Origin of the sequence: Corynebacterium choanae (assembly GCF_003813965.1) — a bacterium.
Taxonomy (GTDB): Bacteria; Actinomycetota; Actinomycetes; order Mycobacteriales; family Mycobacteriaceae; genus Corynebacterium; species Corynebacterium choanae.
On record NZ_CP033896.1, the window covers coordinates 1,217,883 to 1,230,019 of the forward strand.

9 protein-coding genes are annotated in these 12,137 nt (G+C 57.8%); 6 read left to right on the forward strand and 3 right to left on the reverse strand.

Features of this window, described 5'->3' with window-relative positions; all coding sequences use genetic code 11:
• Positions 1-1,017: 1,017 nt before the first annotated feature.
• Complete coding sequence (locus CCHOA_RS04385) at positions 1,018-2,295, forward strand: YkvI family membrane protein (RefSeq protein ID WP_206425826.1); 1,278 nt, start codon at positions 1,018-1,020, stop codon at positions 2,293-2,295.
• 286 nt (positions 2,296-2,581) lie between these two features.
• The gene (locus CCHOA_RS04390; RefSeq protein WP_123927379.1) at positions 2,582-3,676 is read left to right on the forward strand and encodes an aldo/keto reductase; all 1,095 of its coding nucleotides are present in this window, start codon (positions 2,582-2,584) and stop codon (positions 3,674-3,676) included.
• A gap of 133 nt (positions 3,677-3,809) precedes the next feature.
• Here CCHOA_RS04390 and CCHOA_RS04395 read toward each other — a convergent pair whose 3' ends face one another.
• Positions 3,810-4,616 carry a LysE/ArgO family amino acid transporter gene (locus CCHOA_RS04395; RefSeq protein ID WP_123927382.1) on the reverse strand — a complete coding sequence of 269 codons (807 nt, stop codon included), beginning with the start codon at positions 4,614-4,616 and terminating at the stop codon, positions 3,810-3,812.
• A gap of 232 nt (positions 4,617-4,848) precedes the next feature.
• Here CCHOA_RS04395 and CCHOA_RS04400 point away from each other — a divergent pair, with 232 nt between their 5' ends.
• The 4 genes from CCHOA_RS04400 (at position 4,849) to CCHOA_RS04415 (ending at position 8,827) form a co-directional block, all read left to right on the forward strand.
• Complete coding sequence (locus CCHOA_RS04400) at positions 4,849-5,781, forward strand: LysR family transcriptional regulator ArgP (protein ID WP_123927385.1); 933 nt, start codon at positions 4,849-4,851, stop codon at positions 5,779-5,781.
• A gap of 414 nt (positions 5,782-6,195) precedes the next feature.
• A complete protein-coding gene (locus tag CCHOA_RS04405) occupies positions 6,196-7,050 on the forward strand; it encodes a GmrSD restriction endonuclease domain-containing protein (protein ID WP_123927388.1) in 855 nt (284 codons plus the stop codon).
• 276 nt (positions 7,051-7,326) lie between these two features.
• Positions 7,327-8,142: a DoxX family membrane protein gene (locus CCHOA_RS04410; RefSeq protein WP_164472390.1), complete on the forward strand. Its 816-nt coding sequence runs from the start codon at positions 7,327-7,329 to the stop codon at positions 8,140-8,142.
• Between the two features lie 214 nt (positions 8,143-8,356).
• A complete protein-coding gene (locus tag CCHOA_RS04415) occupies positions 8,357-8,827 on the forward strand; it encodes a hypothetical protein (RefSeq protein WP_123927394.1) in 471 nt (156 codons plus the stop codon).
• Between the two features lie 501 nt (positions 8,828-9,328).
• Here CCHOA_RS04415 and ilvD read toward each other — a convergent pair.
• Entirely contained in the window at positions 9,329-11,179 is a 1,851-nt protein-coding gene (gene ilvD / locus CCHOA_RS04420) for a dihydroxy-acid dehydratase (protein ID WP_123930801.1), read from the reverse strand.
• A 344-nt stretch (positions 11,180-11,523) separates the two neighbouring features.
• Positions 11,524-12,087, reverse strand: coding sequence for a PH domain-containing protein (locus CCHOA_RS04425; RefSeq protein WP_123927397.1), 564 nt, complete (start codon positions 12,085-12,087; stop codon positions 11,524-11,526).
• Positions 12,088-12,137: the final 50 nt, after the last annotated feature.

Here is a 12,137-nt window from a genome sequence, read left to right on the forward strand (position 1 = left end):
TGCTGCATGGGCAGCCGTGTCAGCCGTGGTATCGATCATCCCCTGTTTCGTCGGAGTCTGACGGGGCAGGGGATGGTTGCATCTTGGGGCAACAAGCCACGAATCCTCTGCTGTGGTCAATGACACAGTAGTTGCCCGGTGTAAGGTAGCGCACGAAGTTGGCGGTGCGTACTTGCCCTTGTTGCGCCGCAGATCACAGGACGGATCATGGAGTTGGTCGGGGCTGCGGAAAGTTGGGGCTTGCAGGGTGTTTGCTTCACCTTCGGGGATGGCTTGGTATGGGGTGCAAGGAAGGCAAGCGCAAACTAGTAAGCCGACCCTATAAATGGGGTGCATGACGGCGATGAAAGGAGCGTAGTTGTCTGACAACCGGTTGTTTGCTGCCACATCTGGCGCCAAGACGATACACTATGACGAAGGCGCGCCCAGCCGGGCGTGACGCAATTTGTGCTGTGCACATCCGTTTAGCTGGGCAATTCTGTCCGATCGGTGGTGTGTGCAAGGTAGCGTGCTGCCTGCTGTCACGGCAGACAACCGCAACCACAAGCCCCTAGGGTAGGTGCAGCCTGCTTCCGGCAGGAGACTCTGCCTTTGCCGGGTACACCCCGGTGGAATGCGTAGCCAGGCCGACTGTTGCAAGGATCGCAACACCTTGGATTCGTGACACCGGTGCGTGGTTTCATCCCGTGTGGAGCACCACTGGCAGGTGAATCGCCAAATGAGGTATCCGAGTCGATCAGCACCACGGGCTGTTGTACAGCGCCGATTCTGATCCCCTGAAAAACGGATCATCGGTGACTCGATCGCGTCGGCGATGGTTGCGCTTATGCCCCTGGAGGCTTTTTGTCGGCGTTGCCAGCACAATGCGCCGGTAGCGGTCTTCTACCGGCCAAAATGGTTTTGCACACACCGGGCAGACCCGTTCGATACCGGTAGACGAGTGTGTACACACCATCCACCCCTGTTGATGGGGCGGCCGATTTTTGTGAACAACAACATTGGGAGTTGACTTTCATCATGATGCGAAACCGCGTCATATCTATCGCCATGGCCTTTATTGGCCTTGCTGTCGGGGCGGGGTTTGCGTCCGGGCAGGAAGTGATGCAGTTTTTCGTCCACTTCGGTCAAGCCGGTATTTGGGGTGCGGTTGCAGTTGCAATCTTTATGACCCTCGCCGGCATGATCATCCTGCAGCTGGGTTCCTACTATCAGGCAAACGAACACACTGCAGTCCTCGACGAGGTAACTCATCCGCTGCTGGCCAAAGTGCTCGACTGGTCAGTGATGCTCACCAGTTTCTCGCTGGGGTTCGTGATGTTCGCTGGCGGTGGGGCAAACCTTAATCAAGCCTTCGGAATCGACAAGCTGTGGGGTTCGCTCATCCTGCTGGTGGTCGTCCTTATTATTGGGCGTTTCGACGTCGATAAGGTTTCCAACGCTATTGCGATCACCACCCCGCTGATCATTGTCATGCTCATTATCGTGTTCATTTTCTGTCTAGCGACGGCGAACACCCCCACTGAGCAGCTTGATCTCGCCGCCTCACAGATCCACTCGACCCTGCCGAATATTGTGGTGGCAACGTTAAACTATGCCGGCTTTAACCTCATTGTGGTGGTGTCGATGTCGATTGTTATCGGCGGATACTATCTCAACCCGCGAGTAGCTGGCTTAGGCGGTTTGCTCGGCGGTGGCCTGTTCGGTGCCATGCTGGTAATGACCGCAATCGCGTTGTATGTGAAGATCGACAAGGTGTACGACTCGCCGCTGCCGATGCTGCAGATCGTGCAAGATATTCACCCGGCAATGGGCTATGTGATGTCCATTGCGATCTACGGCATGATCTTCAACTCGGCTGTGGGCATGCTGTATTCGCTCACCCGCCGGCTGACCAGCAATAAACCAGCCAAAGCATTCTACCCAACCTATGTGGTGGTGGTGTTGGTGGCCTTCGCAATCTCCTTCTTCGGGTTCCGAAATCTGGTGACCTACGTCTATCCAGCACTCGGCTATGTGGGCGTGGTGCTGTCGATTGTGTTGGTCATCAACTGGATGAAAGACCTGACTGAAATTCGCAAGGAAACTCGTCGCCGCAAGAAGATTCGCGACTTGATGATGATTAAGCTACATCCACGTCGCCAATTCACCCCCGCCCAGCAGCGTCGTCTCGACTATCACCTGGGGGAGTCGAATATTGACGACAGCGAGCTGCACGAAACCTTTGAAGAAAAAGTCACTGAGGCGATTGTGGAAGAGGAAGAAAACCGCGATCCCCAGGCAAGAAATCTGCAATAGCGGGACAGCGTTCGCATTGTTGCCGCGCTTAAAGCTCAACTGTGTAGCAGTAGTCGGCTGCAGCTTGCGATAGTGCGAGCAAACGCGTGGAGAAGTCTCCTCTTCGCAGCAGCATCAGCTCTGGTTTCCAACCGCAGGATCGTATTCCTGGCGCGGGACACGAGGGTGATGCTGCTGCGTTGCTCTTTGGGGCAGTTGGCGGCGAAGTGGCTGGGGGTTTGGTCGTGGGGTGGTGCAGTGCAACAATCTGGCAACCCTGGATGCGGGATTGATGCACAATGGGCATATGGATGAAAATAATTCACAGTATCAACCGCATCCGCAGCGCTACGAGTCCATGCAGTATCGGCGGCTTGGGAACTCCGGGCTGCAGGTGTCGGCTATTGCACTGGGCATGTGGCACAACTTTGGTCACGACAAGCCATTTGCTGACCAGCGAGCAATAGTGCTTGGCGCCTTTGATCGAGGGATCACCCATTTTGATTTAGCGAATAATTACGGCCCACCCTCCGGGTCGGCAGAAACCGCGTTCGGGATGCTGCTTGATTCGGATTTACATGCCTATCGCGACGAACTCGTGATTGCAACCAAGGCTGGCTGGCGGGGTTGGGATGGTCCTTACGGCTTCGGTGGAAGTCGCAAATATTTGATGGCTTCCCTGGATCGTTCGCTGCAGCGCCTGGGAGTGGACTATGTCGATATTTTCTATCATCATCGACCTGATCCAGATACCCCGTTAGAAGAAACAATGGGGGCGCTGCGCGATATTGTCGCCAGCGGCAAAGCGCTCTATGCCGGGGTGTCTTCCTATTCGCCGGAGCTGTTGCGGCAGGCTGCAGAGATTATGGACGATGAAGGATGCCCGCTGGTATGTCACCAGCCCAGCTATTCGATGTTGAATCGGTGGGTGGAGGAACCCACTGACACCGACGGCACCGAATCGTTGCTCGAGGCGGCCGCCGATACCGGGGTGGGGATTATTGCGTTTAGTCCGCTTGCACAGGGTTTGTTGACTGACCGGTATTTGCATGGGGTGCCAGAGGATTCCCGGGCTGCCGCCGGCAAGTCGCTGGCTTCGTCGATGTTAAGCGAGTCGAACTTGGAGATGGTGCGACGCCTCAACGATATTGCGCAGGAGCGTGGTCAAACCCTGGCGCAAATGGCGTTGTCATGGGTGCTGCGCCGGCAGGGCGAGTTCGGGGAGCAGACGGTCGCCTCAGCGGTCATTGGTGCTTCGTCGCTTGCCCAGCTGGATCAAAATATTGGCGCCCTGGAGCAGGTGGAGTTTAGCGCCCAAGAGTTGGCGGCAATTGATGATATTGCCCGGGATGCTGGGATTAATATTTGGGCTGCTGCCACCCGTTCGAAGCTCAGCGAATAGCTGCCAATCCGCACCAGCAGCAGCGCCGTCGACCGCGTTGCTGTTGGTGCGTGGATGGTTCGTGGAGTGCTGCTGTTGGCGGTGGGGTGGTTGAGAATATCGCTGGTAAGGTGTGCGGCTTTTCGCAGGCTCGTTAGATGACGTGCAGCAGCAGACGGGCGGCAATGGCCAACATGGTGATGCCGATTCCAATGTTCATCACCCGCAGCACCTTCGGATTCGATAAGGGGCCGGCGAGGGCTTGTGCCCCGTAGCCGATTGTGGGGAACCACAGTAGGGAAGCCGCGAAAGCGCCGATGGCAAACACCCACCGGCCGGTGTCGCCGTATTGGTTCGCCATCCCGCCGAGCATGACCACAATGTCGACATAGGTGCCCGGATTGAGCCAGGTCATAATCAGGGCAGCGGAAATCGGTGCCCACAGTGCGTCGCGCTGCGAAGGGTGTGCCGTGGCGGGGACTGCAGCTGGTTTTGCTTTGGTTGCCAGCTGGCCGCGATGATGGTGTGCCGGGGCAAGGGGAGCGGAGTGTTGATGGTTGCCGAATTTGATGCCCGCTGCAGTTGAGGGATCAGGCTCATTGTTGAGCAATGCGGCAGCAACCTCGTGTGTATCCAGCGGCGCTGTGTCAGGAAGCTGTGGATCGTCGACAGTGACGGTGGTTTGGGTGATGGCATCCCGGAAACAGGTCATTGCGAAATAGCACAGATAGGCCACCCCAAGCCAGGTGAGGATCGTCAACACGATCGGCGCCTTATCGATGATTACTCCCACCCCGGCAGTGCCGGCAGCAATAAGGATCATGTCGGAGAGAATGCAGACTGCGACAATTGCAGTAACACCGCTGCGGCGAATACCCTGCTTGAGCAGTAAGGCGTTTTGCGGCCCGATTGCAATAATCAGCGACAATCCCATAAGAAACCCGTTGAGCATGACCATCATAGTGACGAGCGTAACGCCCCCTTTAGGTGAAGTAAAAATTACGCAATCTTTATAATCTTAAGTATCGGTTAATTGGCGCTTGTTTGCTTGTTTGCTGGTGGGTTAGCGGGCGCGGGTCGAAATACCCCCAAGTCACAGATCCACGAGCAGGGATTCGCCGGTTGCGGGTGCTGGCTCATCCACACCCGCCAACAATATGGGGCACCCGTTTCGGGGTGTATTCTTGTAAGTTGTGAATCCTGTACATCTGGAAACGCTGCTCGCAGTCCTTGATGAAGGCTCTTTTGAAGCAGCAGCTGATCATCTTGCTGTTACTCCATCCGCAGTCAGCCAGCGCATGAAAGCCCTGGAACAGGCCGCTGGCCGGGTGCTGGTGCGCCGCGTCCAGCCGGTCACCGCCACCGAAGCCGGGGAGATTTTGGCGCAAGCCGCCCGGCGGATGCGGCTCCTGCAAGCGGAAACAGACGCCCAGATGTCCGATCGTCTCGCCCGGGTGCCACTCAACGTTGCAGTCAACGCCGACTCGCTGGCCTCCTGGTTTCGGGATGTGATCGCCGAGGTTTCCAGCTGGGATGGATCGTGTCTGCGGCTGCGCCTCGAGGACGAAGCCCACTCGCTCACCCTGCTGCGGCGCGGGGACTGTGTCGGCGCTGTCACCCGGGAAGCTGCCCCGGTATCAGGATGCGACACCACCCCGCTTGGTGTGATGCGCTACCGGGCTTTGGCCTGTCCGGTGATGAAAGAAAAATACACCCTCAGCGACGGCACCCTGGACTGGTCGGCGATGCCCGCCCTACGGTTCGGTCCGAAAGATGCCATCCAAGACGCCGATCTGCAAGGCCGCCTCGACTACACCCCACCAAATCGTCGTATTAGTGAAATCCCCTCCTCAGAGGCGTTTCTTGACGCGGTTCGTTTAGGCCTGGGCTGGGGGCTGATCCCCGACCAGCAATCAGCACCACTGATTGCCTCCGGGGAACTCGTCACCCTCGACGAGCGGGTTTTAGTTGTCCCACTCTATTGGCAGCATTGGCGCCTCGAATCCCCCCTGCTGCAGCAGCTCACCGACACTGTAGTGACAGCTGCGCGCCACCATCTTGACCCCTTCGATGACACCGAAGTCACCCCAGGGGTAAATGTGCTGCAGGAACCATCCGGCCGCTGATGGCGTACTGCCCGGGCGCGGCAGCGTCGGGTCTGCTCCCTTAGCCGGGCAGCGTTGCGGGCAACCAATATTGCGCCGCGCCCGGTGCTGGTCGTGGTGCTCGTCGATAATGGTCGCAGTGGTTGCTTTACATGGACTGCCCGTCGCGATAACCACAGCAGCCAACCGACGAGCTGGCCGGTGCCACCGGCGCACACACTAAAGTCTGGTGTGTTTACACGCGTTTGGTTGACGATGCTGCCGACCATGGTGCACAGCCCGGGTGCAACAGACCGTGGGAATTGGCCATCACGAACAGCAGAAGGCTGCAGGATCATGCCCTGGAACTCACCCCTGGAAAACCCAGCAATACCACGTCCCGGCGCCCGAGTATTGGGAGCCCTATTCGCCCTACCCCTGATTACTAGCTGCAGCATGGGAGATACCCCGCCACCGGTCATTCCTCCACCGCTGGTTACCGAAGATGCTGCCCAAACCCAGCAGCAGTCCGCATCATCCCCGACCGGGACACCACCGTCCGCATCGCCTGATCCTGCCCAGCCCAGCACTGTTGGCCGCCCGGACTTTACCGCCGACACCAACAATTCCGCACCACCGGGCAACGACAGCGAACTGGCCGGTGTGGATGTCACAGTGCAACTCCCGGCTGACTACGATCCCACCCAGTGGCCAAACTATCAGCTCATCGCCAGCCCTGTGGAAGCCACACAGCTCTTAGCTACCCTTCCGATCCGCGGCCGCAGCCCAAAAACCGGCTATAGTCGGCAAGCCTTCGGGGATCGGTGGACTGACGATGTCACCGTCGAATTTGGGCACAATGGGTGCGATACCCGCAACGATATTTTGCGCCGCGATCTTTCGCAGGTGGTGACGAAACCAGGAACCCGTGACTGTGTTGTACTCAGCGGGGATTTTCTCGAACCCTACACTGGCACCCCACTGCATTTTCAACGCGGCAAAGACACCAGTCCACTGGTGCAAATTGATCATGTGGTCGCTCTTGGGGACGCGTGGCAAAAAGGCGCCCAACAGCTTGCCCCCGAACAGCGGCAAAACTTTGCCAATGACCCGGACAATCTCCTCGCGGTGATGGGACGGGTCAACACCCAAAAATCAGCTTCCGACGCCGCATCCTGGCAGCCACCCAACACCGCTTTTCGCTGCGCCTATGCGATACGACAAATCGTGGTAAAACACCGCTACGCCCTGTGGGTGACCCAGGCGGAACACGACGCACTTGCTGCATCACTTCAGCGCTGCCCCAGCTAGCAGCCCTGTGGTGCGCAACATGGCAGTGGTTTGAGCTGACCACACTGAGTACAACGCAAACAACAGCACCCCGCAGCACAACAGATTCGCATCGATCACCATCAATGACGCGGCCTCGTTGAACAATCATGCGACGATCTGCTGCCATGTCACCGCTTGTTGCCGTCAAGCCCTTGAAAAACAGGTGTTTTTCCTGCATCGTCCCACTCGAGAATTTTTGCTTCCTCTCGGTGTGGCGAGCGGTTCAACAGGCAAATTGCTTTTATGGTAGTGGCTATGACTGACCCCAAGCCAACCCCAAAACCTGGCCGGTTTAGCTCCGGCGAACCGATCAATCAAGGGGAGCTGCCGCCCGTATCGAACGGATATTCAGCAGCTGGACGAGTAGAACCCCAACGCATCGATCCGATTGCTGACGCCCCCACCACGGTGTTTGCTGCTAACACCACCCCGCCGGTTGCAACAGTCGCCACCGATCACACCCCAACCACCACCATGCCGGTGGTCACCGATGCGACCGTTGAGAGTGAAACTGCGCTGCCTACAGCCGTCGATCCTGCTGCAGGCAAACGCGGCACCATGGACTTTGGGCTCCTATTGCTGCGCCTATTCTTCGGCGGCTATCTGCTGCTGACCGCCACCTTGGTGCTTTTTGGGCAAGGTGGTCGTTCACTCGCTGGTCTGCGGGATTCGTTCAGCGGCTACGCCCAGCCGGAGATCCTCGTATTGCTCATGCCAATTCTTGCATTGGCTGCCGGATTATTCCTGCTCCTCGGCCTCCTCACCCCGTTTGCTGCCGCCCTCGGCGTGATCACAACCGGCTTTTTCGCAATGCACGCCATTGCTATCTCCGACCATTCCGGGAATCTGCTCTACTGGGAAGATACTGTGTGGCTCCAGCTTGCCCTGTTTGCCATGGCAGTAGCCTTACAATTCACCGGCCCTGGACGGGTGAGTGCTGACTTCTCCCGCGGCTGGGCGAAGCGGCCGCTTGCCTCATCCTGGTTATTCTTTGTGATCGGTGTCGCCGCCGCAGTAGCACTGTGGTGGTTTACCGCCGGTGTCAATCCTCTCCAAGGGATCGCCGGATAACCTCCTTGCTGTGCGGGCTACCGCACAGTGTTTTCCGCCAGTGCTGTGCAGCGACAGCAGCCAACCATCAGGTTCGGCTACACAGTACTGGCATAGCTATGCTGGTGGGGTCATTCGCCCCACCTGGCCATCTTCAACCGATGAGATTCGTGGAGTATCGTTGCACCCTCACCAGCCCCATTCAGCTTCATCGCGACCAACCCGCCGGCCTGCTTTGCTGCGATTCGTCATCAGTGTCATCATTGGCGCCGCAATCGGTGCCGGCACTTTTTTCGGCTTCTTCGGTGGGCATATTGTCGAAGTTGGGGTGGCAAAATTCTTCGCTGCCTTAGCAGTAATGACTCTGGCCATAGGGGTTGCTACCTGGCTGTGGAGTTGGGCTGGCGGGGCAGGGATGGTAGTAGGTCTTGCCTTCGGCTACACCCCGGTATTTGGATTGTGGGCTGCTGATCACGTCAATGGCCTGTGGGCAACCTGGATGATTATGGCGCTCGGCGGCATGCTGATCTATGGGCTCACCATCATTACCGTGGTCTATGCCATCGATATGAAAATTCGGGGCTATCATCCCGATGACACCGCAGCCGGATTGGATCTTCCCACCAGGGTAGCCACTGCCCGCCGCGCCTCCGGCAGCAGTGATGCCGACGATGAGCTGCCGCCGAGTGAAACCGAACGCTTCTAAACCATCCCCCCCGGGGGCAAACAACCTCTCTCGCACATTGTGCGGCGACCCGCATCCGACCCCAGAAAAACCATACGGCCTGTGTTACCGGTTGCGCAGACACCCCCAGGTCGTCTCAGCATTGCTGCTTAACAAGGTTGCATTCCTTGTAGCCTGTGACAACAACTTCTACGGGTATTCGTTGCGTGTGGCTGCGGGCATCAAACAGTGCGGGCGGTTGGGTTGTTTCCTTGCCATTGACACTGGTTGCAGCACGCATCACGCATTGCGCACAAGGCTTACAGAGTGCACCCTGGCAAGCAAAAACCCTAGCAACAAATCACAAAATCCCGCTGCCGTAATCTGCTTCGGCAGCGGGATGTTCGCGGGTGCACGGCGCCCTACATGTCGCCTGGAAACCCATCTATCCAGGGACTGAAAACCCAGTGAACTGCAAGGGGCAAGGGACCCCTGTGATGTTGCGATTGTTCTTCGATGTTGGGCGACTACGTGCAGGGTTTGTTAGTGATCGTCGGCAAGGCGTCGCACCGCGCCTTTATCTGCCGAAGTAGCCAATTGGGCATAAGCCCGCAAGGCTCGGGTTACTGGCCGGTTGCGATCCCGCGGGGTAAACGGCCGCGGACGGGCAAGTTCTGCTTCTCTCCGTTTCGCTAATTCTTCGGCAGACACGTCAACGGTAAGAGCCCGGGTATGCACATTGATCGTGATCATGTCCCCATCGCGAACCAGCCCGATGACGCCGCCGTGGGCTGCCTCCGGCGAAATATGACCCACCGACAAACCGGACGACCCACCAGAGAAACGACCATCAGTAACCAGCGCACACTGCTTACCCAAACCGGCACCTTTCAAAAATGCGGTCGGATGCAGCATCTCTTGCATACCAGGACCACCAGAGGGGCCTTCATAGCGAACCACCAGCACTTCACCCGGCTGAATTTCACGTTTCAAAATAACACTTACCGCCTCCTCCTGGGATTCCACCACTCGGGCAGGGCCGGTGAACTCCCACAGAGACTCATCGATACCTGCGGCTTTAATAATTGCCCCATGTTCCGCGAGATTACCGGTGAGCACCGCCAATCCGCCGTCGGCGGTGTATGCATGTTCCACGTCACGGATACAGCCCCCCACCGCGTCGGTATCGAGACTGTCCCACCGATTCTCCGTCGAAAATGGAGTGGTGGTGCGCACCCCACCCGGTGCCGCATGGAAGAGTTCAAGTGCAGCGTCCGACGGCTGGTCCCCGCGGATATCCCAGGCGGCGAGCCACTGCTCCAGAGAGTCCGCGTGCACCGCATGAACATCAGTGTGCAGCAAACCGGCACGGTACAGCTCCCCAAGAATCGCCGGAATACCACCGGCACGGTGCACATCTTCCATGTGATAGTCCGAGTTCGGGGACACCTTAGCCAAACAGCCCACTTTTCGGGACAGTGCATCAATATCGGCCAAGGTAAAGTCCACTTCCGCCTCTTGTGCGGCAGCTAAAATATGCAGCACTGTATTGGTGGAACCACCCATAGCCATGTCGAGTGCCATGGCATTGTCGAATGCTTCCCGGGTAGCAATATTGCGCGGCAGCACCGACTCATCACCGCTGCCATAGTAGCGGCGACACAACTCGACGATAGTGCTGCCAGCCTGGGAGAATAATGCTTTTCGGGCAGCATGGGTGGCCAACGTCGAACCGTTACCGGGAAGCGAAAGCCCCAGCGCCTCAGTGAGGCAGTTCATCGAATTCGCGGTAAACATCCCAGAGCAGGAACCACAGGTGGGACAGGCAGAAGCTTCCACCTGGGCAAGCCCAGTATCGTCGACTTCCTCAGAGGCAGACGCAGAAATCGCAGTCACAAGATCGGTGGGGGCGTGGGCAACCCCGTCAACCACCACCGCTTTGCCCGCTTCCATCGGTCCGCCCGAGACAAACACCGTGGGGATGTTGAGCCGCAGGGCAGCATTTAGCATTCCGGGGGTGATCTTGTCGCAGTTTGAGATACACACCAGGGCGTCAGCGGTGTGTGCATTGACCATATATTCCACACTGTCAGCAATGATTTCCCTGGACGGCAGCGAATACAACATGCCGCCATGCCCCATCGCAATTCCATCATCAACAGCGATGGTGTGGAATTCTTTCGCCACCCCACCGGCGGCGCGAATCGCCTCGGCGACGATTTCACCCACATCCTTGAGATGCACATGCCCGGGAACGAACTGGGTGTAGGAGTTCGCGATCGCAATAATCGGTTTGCCGAAGTCGTCATCGGTCATGCCGGTTGCCCGCCACAGGGCACGTGCCCCAGCCGCCTGCCGGCCAGCAGTAGTGGTTTTTGATCGCAGCGGAATCATGGAAGCTCCCAGGAAAGACATGGATGAACAGGTAAGACATGAATGAACATGGCGGCGGAAGTGCCGTCGAACACACGACAGTGCCGGGCGCGAAAGCAACCCGGCAACTGCACTCTAGCCATGATAAAGCGCCGACTAGGCGATTGTCAGCGCAATCCCATCAGGTGGACCACTCAGTGGTATGGCGGGGTTAGCTGTGTGGTGAAGCCAAGGACAACCACTACCAGGAATTGTGTCTTAGCACATCCCGGCAGCGGTGTTCCTGCCCTGCAGCAGCACCACAAGAGCATATCGATGAGCTGGTTGACTTGCGGAGTGCCGACGGGGTGGAAGGTTGCGCCCAGCTACTGCTGCGCGCTGTGCTGTGCGGCCTGCTGACGGGCTTCATATTCTTCGCGCGACACAATGATTTGGCGGCCGTCTTTCCGCATGATGACGACCTTATTGGTGGCCGCCGCGTAGCCTTCATTGATGACATCAGGGATACGCCCATTTGAGGCTGCGGCAAGCTTCGTTAAGGAATTAAATGTCACCCCTGGCAGTGGGAAAGGTTCCTGATCGCTGACTTGGAGGAGTGCCTTCGACTTGCGGAATTGGATACCTTCGATCTGTTCCCAGGAAGCAGTGTGGCCGGCAGCAAACGCGGGACGGGTGGTGATGCCCGTGGCGGTGACTCGCGTACGAGCACGCAGCACCCAGTAGACAAACAGCGCAGGTCCTACCAGGAGCAACAGCAGCCACCGAGAATCGAACCCTAAACCTGCTGTTTCTTCCGGGCGAACCCCAATAACCAGCAACAAAATACAGGTCATCACGAATGCGGACAGCAAATGGGTGCGGTCGGGATGAAAGTCCACCGGAAAGGTTGGTGCATCATGTACCGGCAGTGACGATTGGGCAGCAGACATGACCGCTACCTTAGCGGGTTTCCCACAAGGGGGAAACTTTGTTGAACCAG

What these genes read in the sequence shown, in the direction of transcription:
- CCHOA_RS04425 (WP_123927397.1), bottom strand. Translation starts at nt 12,087, where the DNA reads ATGTCTGCTGCCCAATCGTCACTGCCGGTACATGATGCACCAACCTTT.
- CCHOA_RS04395 (WP_123927382.1), bottom strand. Translation starts at nt 4,616, where the DNA reads ATGATGGTCATGCTCAACGGGTTTCTTATGGGATTGTCGCTGATTATT.
- ilvD (WP_123930801.1), bottom strand. Translation starts at nt 11,179, where the DNA reads ATGATTCCGCTGCGATCAAAAACCACTACTGCTGGCCGGCAGGCGGCT.
- CCHOA_RS04405 (WP_123927388.1), top strand. Translation starts at nt 6,196, where the DNA reads ATGGGAGATACCCCGCCACCGGTCATTCCTCCACCGCTGGTTACCGAA.
- CCHOA_RS04385 (WP_206425826.1), top strand. Translation starts at nt 1,018, where the DNA reads ATGATGCGAAACCGCGTCATATCTATCGCCATGGCCTTTATTGGCCTT.
- CCHOA_RS04390 (WP_123927379.1), top strand. Translation starts at nt 2,582, where the DNA reads ATGGATGAAAATAATTCACAGTATCAACCGCATCCGCAGCGCTACGAG.
- CCHOA_RS04410 (WP_164472390.1), top strand. Translation starts at nt 7,327, where the DNA reads ATGACTGACCCCAAGCCAACCCCAAAACCTGGCCGGTTTAGCTCCGGC.